Genomic DNA, 23515 nt, shown 5'->3' with positions numbered 1-23515 from the left:
AGAGGTTTGACTAATCTATATTTAGGATACACTTTACTAAGTAAGATTTGAATGACATTCTAGAGGAGGACGTATAAAGCATGCAAATAAATAAACAGTGGAATGAGTTAAAGGCATTGCAGTTAACGAAACCTGATAGTGTGTTGACGATGTATTTAAACACTAACCCAGCTGACCCTGATCAACAAGGTGGGGAATGGAAGCTTCAATTAAAAAATGGGTTAAACAGTTTTGAAAATTATCTAAAAGAAGATAAAGAAGAATTGAAAAAATTCCAAACTGTTCGTGAAAAAATAGAAGCATTTATTAGTGAGAATCAGAAAAACTTGAAAAAAGGTGTCGTTATTATTGCGTCATCAGATGATTCATTTTGGCTAGCAGAAATATTACAAGTATCTGTTGAAACGAACTTTTATTGGCAAGAGACCCCAGTTATTGAACAATTAGAGACGATATACAGTCAGTTTCCGAAGTCAGGTATTATTTTAGTGCAACAAAATAAAGTGAAAACAATAGAAACGGAGCTAGGAGAGGTTGGCGAAATTAAACACTTTGAATTAGATATTGATACAGAAGATTGGCGCCAATATGCTGGTCCACATCGTGCAGATGCATCAATGGGCAAAGGTGGTAGAAATACACAGATAGATCAATTTAAGAAAAGATTTAAGGAAAATCAAAAACGTTGGTATAAAAGCCTAGCGCCATCATTAGATAAGCAAGCAAAAGATAAACAATGGAAGCAAATATATCTATCTGGTGAGAAAGAAGAAGCAAACGATCTAGCAGGATATATGCAAAAAGAAATAGAAGAAATAATGCACCAAAATATTCTAGATCGTGAAGAACACTATGTGATAGAAAAAATTATTGGATAAAGGTAAAGAGCGAGTGTACGCATGATGCACACTCGCTCTTTAGTTTAGTAAAAAAATAATAGAAACCCCAGCAAGACTTACTACGATGGAACTTAAACAATAAATACATGCTTGAAAATATCTTTTTGATAAAATCATGGCTAATGTTTCTGTACCAAAAGTAGAAAAAGTAGTGTATGCTCCACAGAATCCAGTACCTAATAGTAGCCATAGAGGTGGGGAAATGAAGCCATTTTCTAAGGAAATAAACAAAATACCCAATAAGAAAGAACCTGTGATATTAGCAATCCAAGTGCCATATGGGCGTAAAGGATTGACTTGATTCAGTGCAAGTCCTAAAAAATAGCGAGCATTGGCTCCAATAAAACCCCCACACGCAATATAAAACAGGTTCATTGAATACTCTCCTTATCTGTTGGTATTTTCTTTGCTAGCAAATAACCTACTACACATGCAAGTAGGCCAACAATAATACTTGCAAACACATAAGTAGTACCTAAGAACAGATTATTAGTGATTAATGTCAATGTTTCTACTGTGAAGGTAGAGAAAGTTGTAAACGATCCAATGATTCCTGTATTAATAGCTATAGTGACCTGCTTAGGGAGTTTTTTTGTAATAAAAGCATGGTTAGACAAAAAAGCAAGGATAAAGCAGCCTAAAATGTTTACGATTAATGTACCATAGGGAAAAATATTTGTTGAAAATAGGTGTGCCATTGTATATCGTAATACAGATCCAAGCGCTCCACCTAAACCAATAAAGATGACTAGTACATAGGTGCTTGTTCTTGACAATTTGGACACATCCCATAGATTTCAAACTTATGATCATCTATCATAAAACCTTTTAATTCGTCTTCGATATCGTCCATTGGACATTGATGGATTTCCTTTGTGATACCACAATTTTTACAAATAAAATGATGATGGTGGTGATGGTCACATCTCATCCGAAAATGTTTTTCTCCATTTAATTCAGTAGACTCTAATATTTCTAATTGATCAAATAAATGCAAATTGCGATATATTGTATCGAAACTAATACCTTCAAAATTGGGCTCCATGTGCTTTAACAAGTCTTTTGCAGTAAGATATCGATTTTCTTGATTGAAAAATGATAAGATTACTTGGCGTTTATCTGTATATTTGTATCCTTTTTCTTTTAGGAGTGATAAGGCCTCTTCTACTCTCATTAAATCACCGTCTTTCTTGTAAAATAGCTCCAAACTTTCTTTCCAAGGATAGTTACAATTAAAATGATGATAGCAGTCATTACGATCGTGCCACCGGGTGGTATTTCAAAATAATAGCCTGTCAATAACCCTATAATAACAGATAATTCACCAAAAATAACAGAAAATAATATCGTTTGTTTGAATCCTTTTGCTATTCTAATACTTGCTGCAACGGGAAGCGTCATTAACGCAGAAACGAGTAAAACACCGACAATTCGAATTGAAGCTGATATGACTAAAGCAGTCAAGATAATGAAAATAAAATGAATTCGTTTTGCATGTATCCCCGAAACAACTGCATGCTCCTCATCAAAAGATAGCATGAACAGCTCTTTATAAAATAAAGCAAGTACGGTTAAAACAATAATAGTAATGATGACAATACTCCATAAATCATTTCGACTAACAGCAGAAACAGATCCAAATAAATAATTATATAAATCCGTATTAAATCCATTAGCTAATGAAATGAAAATAACACTTAAACCGACGCCACCAGACAAAATAATTGGAATTGCTAATTCTTGATATGCTTTATATACACTGCGCAAACGCTCAATGAATATGGAGCCAATGACCGAAAACCCCATGCCTGTATAAAAAGGTGTCAAAAATATCAATCCGTATTTTTTCTCCAAAAACAAACCGAAAGCTATTCCACCAAGCGTAACGTGTGATAAGGCATCAGCAATGAGCGATAGCCTTCTAACAACAACGAATGTTCCTAATAATGGTCCAATCAATCCGATCAATATACCGGTATAAAACGTATTTTGTAAAAATTCATACGTAAAAAACTGATTAAGCAATTCTGTCACTTCCTTTATTATTCATGTTGATGCGTTACCACATGTAGTGGGTGACCATAAAAATTAGACAATTGATTGTCTGATAGATGAGCAAACGATTCGGTATCACCATGAAAATGAAGTTGTTTATTTAAACAAGCAATCCCATTTGCATGCTTTGTCATTGTCCCAATGTCATGAGAAACGAGTAATAAGCTAATGTTATTCACTTCGTTTAATTGATGGAGTAAATCGTAAAACTTCTTTACATTCTCTGTATCAATTCCGACTGTCGGTTCATCAAGGATAAGTAGTGTAGGGTTGCTAACTAAAGAGCGGGCGATGAATATGCGTTGTTGTTGACCGCCAGAAAGTGAGCCGATATTAGTATTTAGATATTCTTTCATGCCAACTAAATCTACCGCGTGTTCAACTTTTTGCTTATGGTGTTTTGTGAAAAAACGAAAATAACCAACATTAGCAGTTAATCCAGTTGAAACAACTTCTCGCACTGTTGCAGGAAATCCTCGATTAAATGAATTAGCTTTTTGTGAGACGAAACCAATCTTATTCCATTTTTTAAAGTGCTCTATTTTTTCGCCAAATAGTTCAATAGAACCTTTTTGAGGTTTCAATAAGCCGAGTAGTAATTTTATAAGTGTTGTTTTTCCGCCACCATTGGGTCCAACCAACCCTAAAAATGCCCCAGTTGGTATTTCAAGGTTTATATCCTGTAATGCGTGTTTTGATTCATAGGCATAGCTTAGATGCTCGATACGAACGATAGGAGATGTCAATGTAAACACCAGACTTTCTATGTGAATTTCTTTTGTATTATATCGTAATTATTCCGTTTTGTAAATAAGAATTATTCCGTTTTAAACCAAAAGTGATAAATAAAATATTTCGGTTAAGAAGTTAGATGCAAGCATGACTATTTATTCCAGGTCTGTATTTGAAACTTTTAAAATAGTGTTTGGACGGTGAAAAAAATAATTGATTGACGAGATCAAAAAAAATAGATATTCTAGATACATTAAATCTATAATTAGGAGATTAAACATGCAATATTCAAAAGCAACGAATTATGCACTTCATACAATGGTGTTTCTTGCTTTAATACCAAAAGAAAAAACAATTGGTGTGCGTCCTTTGGCGGAATTTCAAAAGGTATCCCCGACATACTTGTCTAAAGTACTCACTAAGCTAGTTAAATCAGGATTTATTCAATCTACACCGGGAGTAAAGGGTGGCTATCAACTAATGAAAGATGCAACTGATATAACACTTTTAGAAATTATTCATGCAATAGAAGGATCAGCAACGTTATTCAATTGCCGTTTAAATAATAATGATTTACATCATAATCATGATTGCCTGATTCAAGAAGTAATGGAAGAAGCAGAAATGAAAATGGAAAACTATTTGAAAGAACAGACATTAGAAGACATTGTAAAACAAGTTGATAAAGGGAAAATGTCCGTCTTAATATCAAAATCTGTTTAAACATGTATCAGTAAATAAGGAGACGAAGCAATGTTAAAATTCCATACCGAAGATATACAAAAAATAGCAAGCTCTCCCGCTTTACAAAAGGCGTTATATAAACGAACCTTAAAGGTTATACTACTTTCACAAACGCTAGGAGGAGCAGGATTAGCAGCTGGAATAACAGTTGGCGCATTATTAGCACAACAAATGTTAGGTGTTGACAGTTTAGCGGGATTACCTACAGCTCTGTTTACTTTAGGAGCTGCATTTTCAGCTTATCTTGTTGGTCGAATGACACAAGCACGCGGAAGAAGAATAGGGTTATCTTTTGGTTTTATAGCTGGTGGCTTAGGTGCACTTGGTGTTGTTGTCGCTGCCAATATAGATAGTGTTGTTTTTCTATTACTTTCATTATTTATTTATGGTGCTGGTACATCAACAAATTTACAGGCACGGTATGCAGGTATTGACTTAGCAGGAAAGAAGCAACGAGCAAAAGCGGCAAGCATCGCAATGGTTGCAACTACATTTGGTGCTGTCGCTGGTCCTAATCTTGTTGCACCGATGGGGTATATAGCTGAGAGTTTAGGTATGCCGACATTAGCAGGTCCATTTTTACTTGCGATGGTCGCCTATAGCTTAGCAGGAATTGTATTTTTTATCTTTTTAAAACCAGATCCATTACTTGTTGCACGTGCTATTGAGGATAATAAACAGTTAGGAGCGGAAACGTCTACTCCATATCAGCCGAACCAAGGGGTTCAACGTTCTGGTATTATTGTTGGTGCTATTGTATTAATTTTGTCACAGGTGATCATGGTAGGTATTATGACAATGACTCCAGTACACATCGAACAAAACGGAAGTCCATTATCCGCAGTTGGCTTTGTCATTGGACTGCATGTTGCAGCGATGTATTTGCCATCCCTTGTTACAGGAACACTAGTAGATAAAGTTGGGCGGATGAAAATGGTTGTGGCAGGAGCACTAACATTAACACTTGCAGGGTTAATCGCAGCATTTACACCAGGAGATGCCATTGGATTAATTACACTTTCTCTTGTTTTGTTAGGTTTAGGCTGGAATTTTGGTGTGCTTAGTGGCACGGCAATCGTCGTTGATTCCACAACAATTAAAAATCGAGCCAAAATCCAAGGAACGATCGATGTAGGTGTGGCAATTGGTGGGTCGATTGGTAGTATATCCTCAAGTGTGATTGTTGCCAATTCGAGTTATGGAATATTAGGTTTTACTGGAGCATACCTTTCACTGATTCTCATTCCGCTTATTATATGGAGATATATAAAAATAAAAAGAACGAATATCTCAAATGTTCATTTGTAGAAATTTACTCTGTCATATCTAAACATAGGCATTCAAAACTGGAAAGAATTAAATATGATATCGGCTAAAAAGTGCGTTATTTTTAATGCACGTTGTAAACTGTTATTTGAGGGGATAGTATAAAAGAAAATATGGGAAGGATGTTTTCTATGAATCAAATAAATGATATTGATTTACATCCAAATCATAAATTGAATCATCGCACAGATGCAGATAAACAAAGTATCATCAATCGATTAAAAGAATAGAAGGTCAAGTTCGTGGGATACAAAAGATGGTGGAAGAGAATTGATATTGTGTTGATGTGCTTGTACAACTATCAGCCATTGAAGCAGCACTAAAAAAAGTTGGGTTTTCTTTAATAGAAGACCATACGAAGCATTGTGTTGCAGATGCAAATCAATCAGGTAACGGAGAAGCATCTATTGAAGAATTAGTGAAAGTAATCAAGCAGTTCTCTAAATGAGGCGTGTTACCTTGAATGAAAATAAAAAAATGAATGTAACGATTACGGGAATGACCTTGGATTTCGTTCCCTTCTAACATAAAAAAAGTTTTAAATAAATCGAACAAGTGCATTCCCTTTTTTCCATCATGTTATCATTTTTAAGCTCTCTTATGATGACAGTTTCATCACTTATGGCGGAAGGATTATGTTCAATTTGATCGGTGCATATTTCTCCTGTCGATCTACTACAGCTTACTACAATAACGTTTCTTTACTTGAGAGTCCCCCACTTCAAATGCTTAAAAAAGCGTTAAGTGGAGGACTTTCAATATTTATCATGTTTGCTCATCGATTCACATAAAACGCCATACTAGAAAACTAACTATGCGCTGTTCATACAATTACGTAAAGTAAGAAATCATTTCCTTTAGTCTATATATGCTTATAACTTAGACAAGTTAAACGGAAGAGTTATGTCTCTAAATATTGATTCCTAACGCTAAAGCTGTATAACCTACCACTAGGGCAAGTACAAATCCGAATAAAGTGATAATTAAGGCATCTTTTTTGTTTGCCGCTAGTAATGGGAAGATTCCGTCTCCACTAGTTGCAATACCTGCTGCGATCAAGGCAGCTATTGGGAAGTTGTCAATTGTAGTAAATGCTACTGCAACTGCAATCATACCACCACAACCTGGGGTTGCTCCTATTAAAGCGGCTATTACTACAACAACGAGTGCTGATGAAGTCATCCACGCATCAAAAGTTTCTGCACCTACTAAAACATCAATGATAAAGTTAGCAATAAATAGTCCGATGAATACATATACAACGACTGTAGAAATATCGAATACTGCATGTAATAAAGTTGATCTTGCATTGTCATCACAAGTACATTGATGTCCTTTGTAACTAAATTTATATACTAAGTAATAAATAATACAAAAGATTGTAAATAAGATGGCTACCCAAACGGCTATATTATCATAGTCAGCAATTCCACCACCCCATAATGCCATAATTGAGCTTGGTAGTAAGAATACTGCCATTGCTATAATCATGTAAAACCCAAATTTTTCAATGAAATTATGTGTTATAGTAGTGACTTTCCTTGAGTGATGTTTTTCTTGCAAAGATTGTTCAAGTACATCATTAGTATTGAAGTTAACTCCAATTGCATCAACAATATAACCAGAGATAATAGCTACAACTACTCCCACTAAGCTAACTACTAAAAATGCTGTTAAGTTTGCTGCTACACTAGCCTCATCAGAAGCCCCCAATAAAACAAATGATCCTTCACCTAATGTAGCAATGAATGTAGCAAGTAAACCACCAAATGAGATTTTTTGGTTTTTATACATTGAAGAAACGACAATTGTTGCACCACATCCTGGAATAACTCCTAATAAAGCACCAATTATAGGTTGTGACCATTTAGGACCAATTTGATTATCACCTGAAATTCTACCTTTTGCAGCATAAGTGAGTAAACCGACTCCAATGATTGAAATAGAAACATATCCACCAATAACCCCGGCTGCTTCAAGATTATCTAATATGAATGTCCATAAATCAAAATTCATATTTCACCTCTTTCTTTGAATTTTAAGTTGTCGACTTAATATGATAAATTATAGTTGATAACGATTATCATCGTCAACTGTTTTTAGCAAGCATTGAAATGATACTTGTCTTTTCTTTTGCTGTACTGATGAGATAGAAATTTCATGCTTACGAATGCTTTCACAATGAGAATAAACCCCTGATAGGTAATCCCCTACATTTAAATCTTTAAAGTATGTCTTGCATGTTTTTGAATCATTCAATCCATTCGGGCCGTAATTCTCATAATTCTCAGTCCAAACATATAGAGGCACTTCTGCAATTCCATATTTTAAACATCATTCTTTTAACATATAATCTATATTTTTGTATGTCTTTAATACTTCATACTTAAACGGACTAGAGTAAAAGTTACATTTATCAGACATAAGAAACTCCCTTTAAGATGAAAACAGATTTTTTTAATCTGTCTACCTTAAGGGGAGCATATCATTTGTCTAGAAAAGGGGCTATTTTTTGTGTTAATTTTACAATGGAGCAATATAAAAATAGAGATGCAACATTGTATCCCTATTTTTTATGTGTAATTTATCTTGATGTTTTCAAATTGTACATTTAGCAAGTGTATGATTGTTTGGTATTTTAAAAGGTTAATGTTTAACTGGTTCAATTATAATTTCGTTCAATTTTACATTTACCGTATTTGTGATTGTATCTGCAACGGGGCATGTTTGTTCAATAAACGAAACAAATTTTTCTACTTTTTCTTTCGCGTCATTTGTTGCGATATATACGTTAAAACGGATATTAGAATAACCAGGGCGGACAGTTGATTTACCCAAGAAACCATCAGTGTCTAGTTCTCCTTCTACATCAATCCATAAATCATCAAATGTAATATCGAATTTTTTTGCATACACTTGAGCTACAATCGTTTGACAAGCCCCTAATGCTGCCAAAGTTAGTTCGACAGGATTCATTCCTGTATCATTTCCGCCAAGTTCCTTGGGCTCATCTACGATGATTTCAAAATTGCGGGATGTAACTTTTACTTGAACACCTTCTTGTAACTGTGCAGTCGCTTGAAAAGTAGTTAATGGCATGTTTAAGATTCTCCTTTTATAGATGGATTATTGTATGAGTAAGTAAAATCCCCCCATCTAAAAAAGCAATACAATTTAAAAATTTAGATGGAAGGAATGTAAATAAAAGCAATTCGCTTAATTAATCATTTGATTAATGTACAGGGAACTGGTTGGTATATCCGCTAAATTGTTGGTGTGTTTGTTGTACATTGTTTTGATCGGCTCTGTCTAAACTGTACCACCCATTTTTAAACATCAAATTATATAATGTGCGTTGCATGTTTTGTGTTTCGTTAAAAATAGCTAACAAATCTTGATACAACGCATGATTACTTGCTTCATTAAGCGCATTACTATACGACTGTGTCATATATTTTTCAGTTGAAAGCATATCATTAAGAAAGTCACGATCATTCATTTCGGGCGTTTTTTGTACTTGTGTCTCTGGATTTTGTACTTTTTGCTGATTCATTGAAAATCTCCTTTATCTACTGCAACATACCATTTTGCTGAACAGCTGTATGTTGCAATATTTTTTGGTAATGCTTTTGGTGCATTTGACAAGCTTGCTCTAAAGCATGTTTAACTTCTGGTATGTTGCATTGTTTAGCAAAAAAATGTGCTTTTTTTGTTGCATTTAAATTCCATGACATCATATCGATTAGGTATAACAAATCTTTTGAACTAACCATAGTTGGTGGTTGTTGCATGACTTGATTCGATTGATTTAAATTACCAGTATTCATTTGTTGTTGCATAAAAAAACCTCCTTTAATTAGGTTACATACGTAATTTGTGTATTTTTTGCAATACTATACACGCAAGTTAAAGATGCAAAACACTAGTCAAAGCGATGCTACCTTCTATATAATAGAAAGTAGCATTTGGATTGTAGGGTACAATCATGTAGAATGATATAGGAGGGGACTTCGATGACGTTAACTTTTTATGCTTATCCTAAATGTGGTACGTGTCAAAAAGCAAAGAAATGGTTAGATAAAAATAATATAGCTTATGAACAGATACATATTGTTGAAAATCCACCAACAAAAGAGGAATTAAAAAAACTAATTCAACTTAGTGGGTTGCCAATAAAAAGATTTTTTAATACAAGTGGAAAAAAATATCGTGAGCTAGATTTGAAAAATAAGCTACCAGAGGCTACGGATGAAGAGAAATTAAACTGGTTAGCATCTGATGGCATGTTAATCAAACGACCAATCACTACAGATGGTAAACAAGTAACGATTGGATTTAAAGAAGAATTATTTGAACAAGCATGGAGATAAAATAATCTTAATAGTTTTAATATAAATTTATTATTCAAGGAGGTCTACCAATGCATATTCCAAAGGAGCTACATTATTCAAAAGAACATGAGTGGATAAAGATAGAAGGAGAAACAGTTCGAATTGGTATTACGGAGCACGCACAAGATGAATTAGGTGATATTGTCTTTGTTGAATTGCCAGAAGCAGGCGATACGATTGAAGAAAATGAACCTTTTGGAAGCGTAGAGTCAGTAAAAACCGTTTCAGAATTATATGCACCGCTTTCTGGGAAGGTTATCGAAGTGAATGAAGAATTAGATGATAGCCCTGAATTTGTTAACGAATCACCTTATGAAAAAGCTTGGATGATTGTTGTTGAACCTAATAATACGAGTGATATTGACAAACTGATGACTGCAGAACAATACCAAACAATGATCGAAGAAAAGGAATAAATTAAATCATCCCTTGTTACAATTATAATTGTAACAAGGGATGATTTGTTCATATGATATAGTATAGAAACATTTGCTTTTTCGAAAAGGTGGAATCGAAATGAATAAAGATATGGCTGAATCAAAACGTATACTAATTGTTGAAGGTTTAACAGATAAGATACAGATTGAGAAAATCGTTACAGACGCTATTACTATCATATGCACAAATGGTACATTAGGTGTTGAGAAAATGGAACAATTAATTAATGATTTCCAATTAGATGATTGTGACGTATTTATTTTAGTCGATGAAGATGAAGCTGGTCATAAGCTTCGAAAACAGTTAACAATAGAACTTCCTCATGCACAACACATTTATATAGATAAAACCTATCGTGAGGTAGCTGCTACACCTGAAGTAGAGCTCGCGACAGCATTAGTTAGCAAACATATTAATGTGGATCCGATTTATCTTATTTGAAGGAGTTTCAAATGAAGCAAATAGTGAAAGAGAATAGTCATGTATTCAATCAATCGCAACAATTGATATTTATTTATAGTCCATTTTGTCGAACTTGCCAATTGGCCAGAGACATTTTAAGAAAAGTTGAAAAACAAACGAATGCTCATCTCTTTTATGAGATGAATGCAGGTTTATTTCCTACGTTTATGCAAACGAATAAAATCGGAAGTGTTCCTTGTGTTTACATTAAGTTTGCTGACAATACAATTGAAAAAATTTATTCTATAAGTAATATCGAAAAAATAGCAAAAACTTGGTCAGTATTTGGCTTTAATAAATCATAAAATTGTACCTACTGCTTCTACAATCTCTATCATTGTACTTTGTTCACCAAATACACGATAGATTTCACCTTGCTGATTAATAATCACAGTAGTTGGTACACCTTCACATTTAAATAGATCATAGACTTCCCTATCATTGTCTTTTAATGTAGGTTGGGTAAGGAATTTAGTTGTATAACTTACTGCCTCTCCATCATTTCGTTCTCTTCCTGTCACATTTATTGTCACCATCTCTACTTTATCGTCATTTATTGAACGATAAAGTTGCTCTTTTTTAGGCAGATCGGAACTACAGTCCGGACACCACGATACCCAAAAAGTTAAAATTACAATTTTTTCTCTATAGTCGGCTAGTTTGAAAATACCTGGTTGGTTGATATACGGTAAAGTAAAATTAATCGATTGCAACAATATACCCCTTCCTAATACGTTTATCTATTTTGTACTTAATTTTCTATAAGCAATTTTTGATGTTACAGCATTATTGTAAAGGATAGTACTGTACTTACTCAACTTTGAAAAAAAGTTGACATATGATTAATATCATGCTACCATGTCAATTAAACAAAAAATAGAATATGCATTTGAATCTCTTATCAAGAGAGGTGGAGGGACTGGCCCGATGAAGCCCGGCAACCGTTAAACAGTTTATGTTTAAAATGGTGCCAATTCCTGTAGAGCAATAATTGCTTTTGCAGATGAGAGAACAGATTAATTATAGACAAAGTGTCTTTCTGTTCTCTACAACAGGAAGGCGCTTTTTATATTGCAGGAGAAAGATTCATAGATTGTAAAATTATTTTAAGCATCCATGAGCTAAAGTACAGAAAAATTATAGGTGATTAAAGAAAGTAGGAATAAAATGATTAAAATTAAGCAGCTCTCAAAAGTGTTTCAAACAAAGGACACAACGATCCAGGCTGTTAATGCACTTGATTTATCCATCGATAAAGGAGAAATATTTGGTGTCATTGGTTATAGTGGAGCGGGTAAAAGTACCTTTATTCGTTTAATTAATCGTCTAGAAGAGCCGACATCAGGTCATGTAACGATTAATGATCAAGAAATTACAGCTTTATCAAAAAATGCATTGCGTTTATCAAGACAAGAAATTGGGATGATCTTTCAACATTTCAATTTATTATGGTCACGCACGGTACGGGAGAATATTATGTTCCCATTAGAAATAGCTGGCATTTCAAAAGCTGAGCGATTGGAACGAGCTGATGAATTAATTCGTCTTGTTGGATTAACTGATCGAGAAGATGCTTATCCTGCTCAATTAAGTGGTGGACAGAAACAACGTGTTGGTATTGCAAGAGCTTTAGCTAATAACCCGAAAGTGCTGTTGTGCGATGAAGCGACATCGGCATTAGACCCTGAAACAACGGATTCCATTCTGTCATTACTTGTTGATATTAATAAAAAATTAGGATTAACCATTATTTTAATTACACATGAAATGCATGTGATACAGAAAATTTGTCATCGTGTTGCAGTAATGGAAGAAGGACGTGTCGTTGAGCAAGGGAATGTGATGGATGTTTTTTCTCACCCGAAACAATCGGTTACCAAAAAGTTTGTAGAACAAGTGATGGGTAAACCGAATGATGAATTGACAGATGAATCAATACTGAAACAGATCGATCAAGGGAAAATTTTACGCTTGCATTTTTTAGGTGAAACAGCAAATCAGGCTACAATTAGTCAAGTTGCGAAAAAATATAATGTTGACTTAAATATTTTGCACGGGAATGTGAAGCAAACACAGTCTGGTGCATATGGAACACTTTTTGTTCAAATAACAGGTGAAGATGAGGAAATAGAAAAAGCAATCAACTTTATTACTTCCACATCTGTTCAAGTGGAGGTGAAGTAACATGTTCAATCAACTTTTTCCAAATGTAGAATGGTCAGGTATTGTGGAAGCAATGCTTGAGACCTTTTATATGACGTTAATCGCATTAATTGGAACATTTATTTTAGGGATGGTCTTAGGATTATTCTTATATTTAACATCACCGGGTGGTATTTGGGGAAATAAAGTAATTAATATCATTGTAGCTACGATCGTTAATGTATTCCGTGCAATTCCATTTGTTATTTTAATTTTATTATTATTCCCTTTTACGGATTTCTTAATCGGAACGCTTCGTGGGCCAAATGCAGCATTACCTGCACTTATTATCGGGTCTGCCCCTTTTTATGGAAGATTAGTAGAGATTGGACTCCGAGAAGTAGATAAAGGAGTGATTGAAGCGGCGAAGTCAATGGGTGCAAAAACATCAACCATTATTTTTAAAGTGTTATTAAAGGAATCTACTCCAGCGCTAGTATCTGGTTTGACTGTTACGGCTATTGCGTTAATAGGATACACAGCAGTCGCAGGTATTATTGGTGCTGGTGGGTTAGGGGATTATGCCTATTTCTATGGTTTTTTACGGGGGTACAATGATGTAGTGTTCATGTGTACTGTGTTGATTGTTATCATTGTTTTTGTTTTTCAATTTATTGGTGATGGAATTACGAATAAATTGGACAAAAGGTAATATTAATTCTTGTTTATTACAAGAAAAATATAAAAGTCATAAGCTAAAGGGGAGAATTAAAATGAAAAAAGTATTACTTTTATTGTTTGTTGGATTATTTGCTGTCGTATTAGTTGCTTGTGGAGATGAGGGAGAAGGTTCAGACGAATCAGCAACTTCAACAATTAAAGTGGGGGCAACTAGTGTACCTCATGCCCAAATATTAGAAGAAGCAAAACCGTTGCTAACGGATAAAGGGATTGAACTAGTGATAGAAGAGTATCAAGATTATGTTTTGCCGAATAAAGATTTATCAAGCGGTGATTTAGATGCGAACTACTTTCAACACATTCCTTATTTGGAATCTCAAGTGGAAGATTTTGAATATGATTTTGTGAATTTGGGTGGTATTCACGTAGAACCAATGGCTGTCTATTCTAAAAATATCAAAAGTGTAGAAGATATTTCTAAAGGAACAGAGGTTATCATTAGTCGTTCTGTTCCAGATCATGGACGAATACTAGCTCTATTTGAGTCTGAAGGCTTAATTACTTTAGATGAAAATGTTAAAAAAGCAGAAGCAACGATTAATGACATTGTCGAAAATGAATTAGATTTAACATTTTCTCCTGATGTAGATCCAGCTGTATTACCTGAGATGTATGAAAGAGAAGAAGATGCCCTTGTGGTAATTAATACAAATTATGCCATTGAAGCTGGTTTGTCACCAGTTGATGATTCCTTATTTATTGAAGGGGGAGAATCTCCTTACGTAAATGTTATCGCAGTTCGTAGTGAAGATGAGAAAGATGAGGCACTATTAACATTGGTAGATGTACTTCAATCAGAAGAAATTCAAAACTTCATTACAGAAAAATACAATGGGGAAGTCGTTCCTGTTGGTGCCGAATAAGTAGAAAAAGCAAAAGCTAATAAACAATAGAAAATCGAACCTATTATTGCTATGTTATTGTTATTTGATTGGTTTGGATATAGATAAGCTCAAACCCCTTTGTATGGTTTGTCAGTAGTTTTGTTGCATTTTTTTATAAGTGTTACAATAATGATGTCAAATCAAGAAAGGAAGGGTTTATTTTAAACCATGGACAATTTAGCTTTAAATTACACATCTGAAATGGAAAAGGCGATGCAGCAAAATCATGGCGTTGGTTATGCTGAATACGGCCAAAATTTAGAAAAACGTTTAGAAATCGAGCGAAAAAGAGAAAAAAGCCATCGAAAATGTTTGAAGATAGTTACAGAAATGGAGCAACAAGCACACCGTTAATAAATGAATAAATTTAACAAAATCCCTCGTAACAATAACGTTATGAGGGATTTTTCGTAAAGTTTAATAAAAAGTATGTTAGTAGATTGTACAGAAATCATTTATATAGAAATTGAATTATGCTATTGTAATTACAATAACGAATTTATAAACCAATAAGTTTGAAAACCAACTTGAAGAATGGCTGAAATTGTTGATTATAGATTCGAAATAGTATAAGATTGTAATGAGAATAAACTGATAATGACTAGGATATTTATTCAGTTCCTATAAATTAAATGTTGGAGGTATCGATATGTCTGGATCAACTTTAGAAATCAAAGATCTTCATGTTGAAATTGAAGGTCAGGAAATATTAAAAGGTGTAAACCTAACAATTAAGGGTGGGGAATTCCACGCAGTAATGGGGCCAAACGGAACAGGAAAATCAACATTGGCTTCTGCAATTATGGGTCATCCTAAATACGAAGTAACAAGCGGCAGTATTTTGTTAAACGGGGAAGATGTTTTAGAAATGGAAGTAGATGAACGTGCTAAAGCTGGATTGTTTTTAGCGATGCAATATCCAAGTGAAATTAGTGGTGTAACAACTTCTGATTTTTTACGCTCTTCGATTAATGCACGTCGTGAAGAAGGCGATGAAATTCCATTGATGAAATTTATCAAAGAAATGGATCAAGCAATGGATTATTTAGAAATTGATAAAAATATGGCTCAACGTTATTTAAATGAAGGTTTTTCTGGCGGTGAGAAAAAACGTAACGAAATTCTTCAATTGATGTTATTGAAACCGGCAATTGGAATTCTAGATGAGATTGACTCAGGTCTAGATATTGATGCATTAAAAGTCGTATCTAAAGGAATCAATAAACTTCGTAATGAATCATTCGGTTGCCTAATTATTACGCACTACCAACGTTTATTAGATTATATTACACCAGACTATGTGCATGTGATGATGCAAGGACGTGTTGTGAAATCTGGTGGTCCAGAATTAGCAGAGCGCTTAGAAGCAGAAGGATATGACTGGATCAAGCAAGAATTAGGAATTAAAGAGGAAACTGTAGGAAATAACGCATAATAGTACAGTAAGGAGGGATTAGATGGCTGTGCAAACAAAATTACCATATGATGAAGCATATATAAAAGATTTTTCAACAAAACACAATGAACCGGAATGGATGCTTACATTACGTCAACAGGCTTTAGAGCGTGTTGACATGTTAGAGATGCCAAAACCGGATAAAACGAATATAACAAAATGGAATTTCACTACATTTACGCATGATGTAGCTGGAGAAGCAATCGATTCATTACAAGATCTTCCAAATGATATTAAAGTATTTGTCGATACAAAAAAAGATAATAATATCGTTATTTTGCGAAATCAGACGACAGCTTATCAACGTTTTTCGCAAGATTTATTAGAGAAAGGCGTTATCTTTACTGATATTTTCTCTGCAATAGAAAAACATCCTGATCTTGTGCAACGTTATTATATGAAAGATGCTGTTTCATTTGATGAGCATCGTTTAACGGCACTACACGCTGCATTAATGAATGGCGGTGCCTTTGTATATGTTCCTAAAAATGTAGTGATTGAAGAGCCACTTCAAGCGATATTCTGGCAAGAAGACCCTAATTTAGGATTGTTCAACCACGTTATCATTGTTGCAGAAGCGAACAGCTCATTGACATATGTGGAAAACTATATATCACACAATAAAGATGAACAAACCGTTGCAAATGTTGTAGCGGAAGTTATTGCGCACGATAATGCTTCTATTTCTTTTGGTTCAGTAGATAACTTTGCGCATGGTACGACTGTTTATATGAATCGTCGTGGTATCGCTTATCGCGATGCAAATATTGAATGGGCACTTGGTCAAATGAATGATGGTAATACAGTGTCTGAAAATATTACGCACTTAATTGGAGATCATTCCTCTTCCTATGCGAAAGCAGTTTCAGTAGGACGTGGAGATCAAACACAGAATTTCACTGCTAAAATTGTGAATTATGGAAAACAATCGAATGGACTTATTTTACAGCATGGTGTGATGAAAGACAGTGCATCTGCAATCTTTAATGGAATTGGAAAAATTGAACACGGTGGTACAAAAGCAAATGCTGAGCAAGAATCTCGTGTTTTAATGTTAAGTAAAAACGCACGTGGAGACGCAAATCCAATCCTACTAATTGATGAAGATGATGTAACTGCTGGGCACGCAGCTTCTGTTGGTAGAGTAGACCCACTTCAGTTATATTATTTGATGAGTAGAGGAATCTCTAAACAAGAGGCAGAGCGTTTAATTATTCATGGTTTCTTAGCACCTGTTGTGAATGAAATTCCAATAAAATCTGTACGCGAACAACTTACAGAAGTGATTGAGAGGAAAGTTTACTAATGGATGTAAAGGCAATCCGTTCTCAATTTCCAATTTTAAACCAAGAAATTAATGGGAATCCTTTAGTTTATCTGGATTCAACAGCTACGTCACAAAAGCCTATGTCAGTTATTGAAGCGGTAAACGCTTATTACAGATTGAATAATTCAAATGTACATCGTGGTGTTCATACGCTAGGGACACGTGCAACGGATCAGTATGAAGGAGCAAGAGAGAAGGTTCGAGCTTTTATTCATGCCCAATCAACAGAAGAAGTGATTTTTACTCGTGGTACGACTACTGCTATCAATACGATAGCTTACAGTTATGGAAATAAGAATCTCTCTCATGGTGATGAAATTGTTTTAACACCAATGGAGCATCATAGTAATATCATTCCGTGGCAGCAAGTTGCTAAAGAAACTGGAGCCACTTTGACGTATATTCCGCTACAATCGGATGGTACGATAACACTAAAAGATGTGAAAGAAACAATTACACCAAATACAAAAATTGTTGCTATGACGCATGTTTCCAATGTATTAGGGACAATTAATCCAATTAAAGAAGTTGCAGACATTGCTCACAAGAATGGTGCAATTATTGTTGTTGATGGTGCACAAGCTGTTCCTCATATGGCAGTAGATGTGCAAGCATTAAATTGTGATTTCTATGCTTTTTCAGGTCATAAAATGTGTGCACCAACTGGAATAGGTGTACTTTATGGTAAAAAAGCATTATTGGAAGAGATGGAACCAGTTGAATTCGGAGGCGAAATGATTGACTTCGTTGATTTATATGATTCGACTTGGAAGGAGCTCCCGTGGAAATTTGAAGGTGGTACACCAATTATAGCTGGTGCTATCGGCTTGGGAGCTGCCATTGATTTTCTCAATACAATTGGTATGGATAATATAACTGAGCATGAAACAGAGCTAGTTACGCATGCGATGCAACAATTAAAAACAATAGATGGAATAGAAATATACGGACCAGAAAATCGTGCAGGATTAATCACTTTTAATTTAGCAGATGTGCATCCACATGACACAGCAACTGTATTAGATGCTGAAGGTGTTGCGGTTCGAGCTGGACATCACTGTGCGCAACCATTAATGAAGTGGTTACAAGTTACTGCAACAGCAAGAGCTAGTTTCTATTTGTATAATACAACAGATGATGTTGATCGATTTATAACAGCTTTACAAAGAGCAAAGGAGTTTTTTGGTGATGTCTTTTAATAATTTAGACACTTTATATAGACAGGTAATTATGGATCACTATAAAAATCCGCGCAACCGCGGCTCTTTTGATGAAGAATCTCTAACGATTAACATGAATAATCCAACTTGTGGTGATCGCATTCAACTACATTTATTAGTAGAGGATGATATTGTAAAAGACGCTAAATTTGAAGGAGAGGGTTGTTCCATTAGCTTGTCATCTGCTTCTATGATGACACAAGCAATAAAAGGTAAATCCACCGAAGATGCGTTGCATATGTCTAAAGTTTTCTCTGAAATGATGTTAGGGAATGATGTGGACACAGAAGATATGGATTTAGGAGATATAGAGGCGTTGCAAGGTGTAGCGAAATTTCCTGCTAGAATTAAGTGTGCAACTTTATCGTGGAAAGCAATGGAAAAAGGGATAGATAAATAATTAATACAATAGGAGGGGTAGGACATGGCTAAAAAGGCACCTGAAGTTGGAGAATATAAATATGGCTTTCACGACCGTGATGTTTCTATTTTTCGTACAGAAAAAGGGCTAACAAAAAAAGTAGTCGAAGAAATTTCTCGAATGAAAGAAGAACCACAATGGATGCTTGATTATCGTTTGAAAGCATTGGAGCAATTTTATAAGCAACCAATGCCACAGTGGGGTGGAGATCTTTCGGAACTTGATTTTGATGAAATCACCTATTATGTTAAGCCATCAGAGCGCTCAGAGCGTTCATGGGATGAAGTACCAGATGAAATTAAACAAACATTTGATAAATTAGGTATACCAGAAGCAGAACAAAAATATTTAGCTGGTGTATCTGCACAATATGAATCGGAAGTAGTTTATCATAATTTGAAGGAAGATTTAGAGAAGCTAGGAATTGTCTTTAAAGATACAGATACGGCATTAAAAGAAAATGAAGAATTGTTTAGACAATACTTTGGAAAAGTTATTCCAGCAACAGATAATAAATTTTCAGCATTGAATTCTGCTGTTTGGTCTGGTGGATCATTTATTTATGTTCCAAAAGGAGTAAAAACAGATACGCCGTTGCAAGCATATTTCCGAATTAACTCAGAAAATATGGGACAGTTTGAGCGTACATTAATCATTGTAGACGAAGGTGCTTCTGTTCATTATGTTGAAGGTTGTACAGCTCCTACGTATACAACGAATTCGCTGCATAGCGCGGTCGTTGAGATTTTTGTTAAGAAGGATGCCTATTGTCGTTATACAACGATTCAAAACTGGGCAAATAATGTGTATAACCTTGTGACAAAGCGTGCAACATGTGATGCCAATGCAACAATGGAGTGGGTTGATGGGAACATCGGTTCTAAGTTAACAATGAAGTACCCTTCTGTTATTTTAAAAGGAGAAGGCGCGCGTGGGATGACCTTATCGATTGCATTTGCAGGGAAAGGGCAACACCAAGATGCAGGAGCAAAAATGTATCATTTAGCACCAAATACGTCGTCAACGATTGTTTCTAAATCAATTTCCAAGCACGGTGGTAAAGTAACTTATCGTGGCATTGTCCATTTTGGGCGTAAAGCAGATGGAGCACGTTCTAACATAGAGTGTGACACATTAATCATGGATAATAAATCTACTTCAGATACGATACCTTACAATGAGATTTATAATGAAAATATTTCATTGGAGCACGAAGCAAAAGTTTCTAAAGTATCAGAAGAGCAATTGTTCTATTTAATGAGTCGTGGAATTTCTGAGGAAGAAGCAACTGAAATGATTGTAATGGGCTTCATAGAACCATTTACAAAAGAACTTCCAATGGAATACGCAGTTGAAATGAATCGTCTAATTTCTTATGAGATGGAAGGTTCAATCGGTTAATACTGAAAGCCCTTGTCACAACAACGTCTGTGACAAGGGTGTTTTTTGTTTGTGCTTAAATAAAATCAATTCATGTCTAAAGTAATATAAATTGGTTGACTAAACAAAATAAACTGAAACTAAGAAGAATTTTCCATTACTAAAAAAGAACAAGCATGGTGTTTATTGTAGAGTTTAAAAGCCAAATGATGTAACTTTATGAGAGAGGAAAATACGTGTGAATTTATACGTGCATATGATTTAACAGGATCAACTTTCGATAAATGTGTGCAGTAAAGCAAGCATGGGGATCTTAAAAAATAATCGTCCGTCAGTAGGAGAATTGACTAAGTTGTATTAATGGAAATTCTCTTCTTAACAATTTCGGATATAAATGATTAAGTTGAAATAAAATAGGAAAAAATTGAAAACAAAACTTCGAATTGGAATATAGATGTAATATAATAGAAATGACTAATAGTGATTGAACAAGTTAATCTACTCTATCTTTAGAATTTAACGAAAATAGTGATGAGTGAATGATGTGAAACTCAATATTTATCAATAGGTTGAGTGTTATTGATTGTACTTGATAAGTAGAAATTATCCAACAAGAATTGAATCCGAAATTTGTGCTAGGATGCCTAGTTGTTTTAGCTATCGTACTTAGTAATGCGATTTACGTTTTCTATAAAAAAATAAGAAAATAGAATTAAGAATAAGAACAACAAATACCTAAAGCGTTTTCAAATAACAAAGAGAATGTCACTTTTGTAAGGAAACTTTGATATAAGTAGTTTTACTTTTTTAAAGCATTTCATTTTTTTATGAAATAAAAATTAAAAGGTTAAGAAATCTAGTATTCTTGCTTTAAATATCTCCTGCTAAAACAGTTAACTGAATGGTCTTTTGGAGGTGAAATTATTGAGCAAACTGTTGTGCAATCATTTCATGTGAATTCTCTAACTTCATTGTTTCGATTTTGATTTCTTGTGTAGTTGTAATTTCTTTCTTGAAAATCATTTGCTTTTCTCTTTTCAAGAAAAATGTTATGGTATATAAAGAAAGAGTTTTTCGAAAAACGAACAACTCTATATATTATAATTTTATCAATTAGTGTGAATGAAAAGTCTCAATGTAGTTTAATTGCATATGTTAATTGCTCTTTGTTTTCGTGCTAACTTTATACCAAGTCTAATTGATATTTAATGATGAAGCTATAATGTCAAACGTTATATTAACAGGTAATTTGACTGCGTTTTATAGTTAATGATTTTTTTTAGTCATTAGTTACGAGATGGAAGGTTCAATCCGTTAATAAAAATATAGTAAGAAGTTGAGTCCGATGATTATCGGGCTCTTTTCTTTAAATTATAAATAGATAATCGCTTTCAAAAGAAAGGATGCTAAAATATAATGAGAAGTAGCGAATATCAGTGAATAAGAAACAGTGGAACCTACTAAAGGGGTATGAACAAATGGAAGAACAGTTATTTTTGTATTATACAAGTGATTTACATAGCCATTTTGAAAATTGGCCTAAAATTGTTTCTTTTATAAAAGAAAAACGAGCAAAACATTTAAAAGAAAAGCAACATATGCTCTTATTAGATAATGGAGATCACCTAGATCGTGTACATCCGATGTCTGAAGCCCTATTAGGACAAGGAAATGTATCTTTATTAAATCAAGCGAATTATGATGTCGTAACATTAGGGAATAATGAAGGGATTACACTAAACCATGACAGCTTGTATCAACTATATGATGAAGCGGATTTTTCAATTGTTTGTGCAAATTTACATAGTAGTGATGGGGATAACCCTGATTGGCTCCGTGCAACAACTTATAGAGAAACGGGTTCAGGTTTAACAATAGGCATCATCGGTCTAACTGCCCCTTTCTATGCTTTTTATGAACCACTTCGTTGGACAGTAGAAGATCCATATGAGGCATTAGAACGAGAAATAGAACAATTAACAAAGCAAGCAGATATTATTATATTATTATCTCATCTTGGTATAAATGATGATGAACAAATAGCAAAAAATTACCCAATGATAGATGTAATTGTTGGTGGACATACCCATCATTTGTTTCGAAATGGAAAAGAAGTGAATCAATCGATTTTAACTGCAGCTGGAAAATTTGGTCACTTTGTCGGAGAGGTAATTCTAACCTGGGACCATACCCAAAAGAAATTAGTTAATAAGCAAGCATATGCAACACAAATTGATCACTTGTCAGATGATAAGGAATCGGCTCAATTAATCCAAGAGCAAACAATACGTTCGAATCAGTTGTTGGATCAACGAATAGCTAATCTGCAGCATCCACTAGAAGTAGAATGGTACCGAATAACTATGATTTTACAACGATTAACAGATACATTACTCGATTGGACCAAAGCTGATTTTGCTATGTTAAATGCAGGGTTATTACTAGAGTCACTTCCAGCTGGTGAAGTGAACTATGCTACTGTTCATCGAATTTGTCCACATCCGATTAACCCGTGCGTTGTTCAATTAACTGGTAAGGAATTAATAGAAGTTATTCGTGGTGTTTTAACTAAAACGTTTATGGAATTAAAAGTTGAAGGTTATGGATTTCGTGGTGAGGTAATTGGAAAAATGACATTTGCTGGATTAGAACTTGATTCCAAGATAGATATAGAAGGAAATGAAGTGTTGAAAACTGTCACCTGTAATCAAAAGCCGTTAGATATGAACCGAACCTATAGTTTAGCACTAGCAGATATGTTTACGTTCGGACAATTATTACCTGAAATTGCTCGATCAACCTCGAAGGAATTTTTTGTGCCTGAATTTATGCGCGATTTACTTGTACAAACTTTAATGAAATATGCCGGTAATGATTAAAAAGTCACAGATTATATA

At 34.3% G+C, this 23515-nt stretch carries 28 protein-coding genes, 1 pseudogene and 1 riboswitch; of the genes and pseudogenes, 18 read left to right on the top strand and 11 right to left on the bottom strand.

All coding sequences use genetic code 11. From position 1 onward, the window contains the following. Positions 1 to 80 precede the first annotated feature (80 nt). Entirely contained in the window at positions 81 to 878 is a 798-nt protein-coding gene (locus ACH6CY_RS09660; protein WP_374067133.1) for a VLRF1 family aeRF1-type release factor, read from the top strand. Positions 879 to 917: 39 nt separating this feature from the next. Here ACH6CY_RS09660 and crcB (ACH6CY_RS09655) read toward each other — a convergent pair whose 3' ends face one another. The 5 genes from crcB (ACH6CY_RS09655) to ACH6CY_RS09635 are packed head-to-tail and all read right to left on the bottom strand — an operon-like array spanning position 918 to position 3700. Continuing rightward, positions 918 to 1274, bottom strand: a complete 357-nt coding sequence (gene crcB, locus ACH6CY_RS09655; protein WP_374067132.1) for a fluoride efflux transporter CrcB — start codon at positions 1272 to 1274, stop codon at positions 918 to 920. Beyond that, complete coding sequence (gene crcB / locus ACH6CY_RS09650; protein WP_374067131.1) at positions 1271 to 1675, bottom strand: fluoride efflux transporter CrcB; 405 nt, start codon at positions 1673 to 1675, stop codon at positions 1271 to 1273. Before crcB (ACH6CY_RS09650) ends, crcB (ACH6CY_RS09655) begins: the two co-directional genes overlap by 4 nt. Further along, positions 1648 to 2073, bottom strand: a complete 426-nt coding sequence (locus tag ACH6CY_RS09645) for a Fur family transcriptional regulator (RefSeq protein WP_374067130.1) — start codon at positions 2071 to 2073, stop codon at positions 1648 to 1650. The genes crcB (ACH6CY_RS09650) and ACH6CY_RS09645 overlap by 28 nt, the downstream gene beginning before the upstream one ends. Continuing rightward, positions 2073 to 2924: a metal ABC transporter permease gene (locus ACH6CY_RS09640; protein WP_374067129.1), complete on the bottom strand. Its 852-nt coding sequence runs from the start codon at positions 2922 to 2924 to the stop codon at positions 2073 to 2075. The genes ACH6CY_RS09645 and ACH6CY_RS09640 overlap by 1 nt, the downstream gene beginning before the upstream one ends. A 17-nt stretch (positions 2925 to 2941) precedes the next feature. Beyond that, entirely contained in the window at positions 2942 to 3700 is a 759-nt protein-coding gene (locus tag ACH6CY_RS09635) for a metal ABC transporter ATP-binding protein (RefSeq protein WP_374067158.1), read from the bottom strand. A 265-nt stretch (positions 3701 to 3965) separates the two neighbouring features. Here ACH6CY_RS09635 and ACH6CY_RS09630 point away from each other — a divergent pair, with 265 nt between their 5' ends. From ACH6CY_RS09630 to ACH6CY_RS09620, 3 genes and pseudogenes are all read left to right on the top strand, one after another. After that, positions 3966 to 4409: an Rrf2 family transcriptional regulator gene (locus ACH6CY_RS09630; protein ID WP_374067128.1), complete on the top strand. Its 444-nt coding sequence runs from the start codon at positions 3966 to 3968 to the stop codon at positions 4407 to 4409. Between the two features lie 30 nt (positions 4410 to 4439). Further along, a complete protein-coding gene (locus tag ACH6CY_RS09625) occupies positions 4440 to 5738 on the top strand; it encodes an MFS transporter (RefSeq protein WP_374067127.1) in 1299 nt (432 codons plus the stop codon). A 149-nt stretch (positions 5739 to 5887) separates the two neighbouring features. After that, positions 5888 to 6204: pseudogene (locus ACH6CY_RS09620) on the top strand (metal-sensitive transcriptional regulator). A gap of 461 nt (positions 6205 to 6665) precedes the next feature. On the opposite strand, the gene ACH6CY_RS09615 reads toward ACH6CY_RS09620, so the two are convergent. From ACH6CY_RS09615 to ACH6CY_RS09595, 5 genes are all read right to left on the bottom strand, one after another. Next, complete coding sequence (locus ACH6CY_RS09615) at positions 6666 to 7772, bottom strand: putative manganese transporter (protein WP_374067126.1); 1107 nt, start codon at positions 7770 to 7772, stop codon at positions 6666 to 6668. 48 nt (positions 7773 to 7820) lie between these two features. Then, on the bottom strand, positions 7821 to 8066 hold the full coding sequence (locus ACH6CY_RS09610) for a hypothetical protein (RefSeq protein ID WP_374067125.1): 246 nt from the start codon (positions 8064 to 8066) through the stop codon (positions 7821 to 7823). A 336-nt stretch (positions 8067 to 8402) separates the two neighbouring features. Beyond that, on the bottom strand, positions 8403 to 8855 hold the full coding sequence (locus ACH6CY_RS09605) for an OsmC family protein (protein WP_374067124.1): 453 nt from the start codon (positions 8853 to 8855) through the stop codon (positions 8403 to 8405). A 133-nt stretch (positions 8856 to 8988) separates the two neighbouring features. Beyond that, positions 8989 to 9309 carry a spore coat protein gene (locus tag ACH6CY_RS09600; RefSeq protein WP_374067123.1) on the bottom strand — a complete coding sequence of 107 codons (321 nt, stop codon included), beginning with the start codon at positions 9307 to 9309 and terminating at the stop codon, positions 8989 to 8991. 16 nt (positions 9310 to 9325) lie between these two features. Further along, on the bottom strand, positions 9326 to 9595 hold the full coding sequence (locus ACH6CY_RS09595) for a hypothetical protein (protein WP_374067122.1): 270 nt from the start codon (positions 9593 to 9595) through the stop codon (positions 9326 to 9328). Between the two features lie 174 nt (positions 9596 to 9769). Between ACH6CY_RS09595 and ACH6CY_RS09590 the strand changes: the two genes are divergently transcribed. The 4 genes from ACH6CY_RS09590 to ACH6CY_RS09575 all read left to right on the top strand — a co-directional run bounded on the left by ACH6CY_RS09590 (position 9770) and on the right by ACH6CY_RS09575 (position 11352). Continuing rightward, a complete protein-coding gene (locus ACH6CY_RS09590) occupies positions 9770 to 10126 on the top strand; it encodes an arsenate reductase family protein (RefSeq protein WP_374067121.1) in 357 nt (118 codons plus the stop codon). A 50-nt stretch (positions 10127 to 10176) separates the two neighbouring features. Further along, the gene (gene gcvH / locus ACH6CY_RS09585) at positions 10177 to 10563 is read left to right on the top strand and encodes a glycine cleavage system protein GcvH (RefSeq protein WP_374067120.1); all 387 of its coding nucleotides are present in this window, start codon (positions 10177 to 10179) and stop codon (positions 10561 to 10563) included. 100 nt (positions 10564 to 10663) lie between these two features. Beyond that, on the top strand, positions 10664 to 11026 hold the full coding sequence (locus ACH6CY_RS09580) for a toprim domain-containing protein (RefSeq protein WP_374067119.1): 363 nt from the start codon (positions 10664 to 10666) through the stop codon (positions 11024 to 11026). Between the two features lie 11 nt (positions 11027 to 11037). Then, the gene (locus ACH6CY_RS09575) at positions 11038 to 11352 is read left to right on the top strand and encodes a thioredoxin domain-containing protein (RefSeq protein WP_374067118.1); all 315 of its coding nucleotides are present in this window, start codon (positions 11038 to 11040) and stop codon (positions 11350 to 11352) included. On the opposite strand, the gene ACH6CY_RS09570 is transcribed toward ACH6CY_RS09575, so the two are convergent. After that, positions 11347 to 11760 carry a TlpA disulfide reductase family protein gene (locus ACH6CY_RS09570; RefSeq protein WP_374067117.1) on the bottom strand — a complete coding sequence of 138 codons (414 nt, stop codon included), beginning with the start codon at positions 11758 to 11760 and terminating at the stop codon, positions 11347 to 11349. The genes ACH6CY_RS09575 and ACH6CY_RS09570 overlap by 6 nt on opposite strands. A 182-nt stretch (positions 11761 to 11942) precedes the next feature. Next, positions 11943 to 12057, top strand: a riboswitch (SAM riboswitch). A gap of 157 nt (positions 12058 to 12214) precedes the next feature. Here ACH6CY_RS09570 and ACH6CY_RS09565 point away from each other — a divergent pair. The 10 genes from ACH6CY_RS09565 to ACH6CY_RS09520 all read left to right on the top strand — a co-directional run bounded on the left by ACH6CY_RS09565 (position 12215) and on the right by ACH6CY_RS09520 (position 23497). Continuing rightward, entirely contained in the window at positions 12215 to 13231 is a 1017-nt protein-coding gene (locus ACH6CY_RS09565; RefSeq protein ID WP_374067116.1) for a methionine ABC transporter ATP-binding protein, read from the top strand. Between the two features lies 1 nt (position 13232). After that, the gene (locus tag ACH6CY_RS09560; RefSeq protein ID WP_374067115.1) at positions 13233 to 13901 is read left to right on the top strand and encodes a methionine ABC transporter permease; all 669 of its coding nucleotides are present in this window, start codon (positions 13233 to 13235) and stop codon (positions 13899 to 13901) included. A gap of 61 nt (positions 13902 to 13962) precedes the next feature. Next, a complete protein-coding gene (locus ACH6CY_RS09555) occupies positions 13963 to 14793 on the top strand; it encodes a MetQ/NlpA family ABC transporter substrate-binding protein (protein ID WP_374067114.1) in 831 nt (276 codons plus the stop codon). 189 nt (positions 14794 to 14982) lie between these two features. After that, on the top strand, positions 14983 to 15168 hold the full coding sequence (locus ACH6CY_RS09550) for a YuzK family famiily protein (RefSeq protein WP_374067113.1): 186 nt from the start codon (positions 14983 to 14985) through the stop codon (positions 15166 to 15168). A 295-nt stretch (positions 15169 to 15463) separates the two neighbouring features. Next, entirely contained in the window at positions 15464 to 16249 is a 786-nt protein-coding gene (gene sufC, locus ACH6CY_RS09545; protein ID WP_374067112.1) for a Fe-S cluster assembly ATPase SufC, read from the top strand. Positions 16250 to 16271: 22 nt separating this feature from the next. Beyond that, positions 16272 to 17576 (top strand): Fe-S cluster assembly protein SufD, encoded by a 1305-nt coding sequence (gene sufD / locus ACH6CY_RS09540; RefSeq protein WP_374067111.1) that lies wholly within the window; start codon positions 16272 to 16274, stop codon positions 17574 to 17576. After that, the gene (locus tag ACH6CY_RS09535; protein WP_374067110.1) at positions 17576 to 18796 is read left to right on the top strand and encodes a cysteine desulfurase; all 1221 of its coding nucleotides are present in this window, start codon (positions 17576 to 17578) and stop codon (positions 18794 to 18796) included. The genes sufD and ACH6CY_RS09535 overlap by 1 nt, the downstream gene beginning before the upstream one ends. Continuing rightward, positions 18786 to 19217, top strand: coding sequence for a Fe-S cluster assembly sulfur transfer protein SufU (sufU, locus tag ACH6CY_RS09530; RefSeq protein ID WP_374067109.1), 432 nt, complete (start codon positions 18786 to 18788; stop codon positions 19215 to 19217). Before ACH6CY_RS09535 ends, sufU begins: the two co-directional genes overlap by 11 nt. Positions 19218 to 19241: 24 nt before the next feature. Next, a complete protein-coding gene (gene sufB / locus ACH6CY_RS09525; RefSeq protein WP_374067108.1) occupies positions 19242 to 20639 on the top strand; it encodes a Fe-S cluster assembly protein SufB in 1398 nt (465 codons plus the stop codon). A 1415-nt stretch (positions 20640 to 22054) separates the two neighbouring features. Further along, positions 22055 to 23497, top strand: a complete 1443-nt coding sequence (locus tag ACH6CY_RS09520; RefSeq protein WP_374067107.1) for a bifunctional metallophosphatase/5'-nucleotidase — start codon at positions 22055 to 22057, stop codon at positions 23495 to 23497. The last annotated feature ends 18 nt before the right edge of the window (positions 23498 to 23515 follow it).

This window comes from Paraliobacillus sp. JSM ZJ581 (assembly GCF_044383835.1).
Classification (GTDB): domain Bacteria; phylum Bacillota; class Bacilli; order Bacillales; family Amphibacillaceae; genus Paraliobacillus.
Note: the sequence above shows the minus strand (reverse complement) of the source record. Positions and strands in the feature narration are given on the sequence as shown.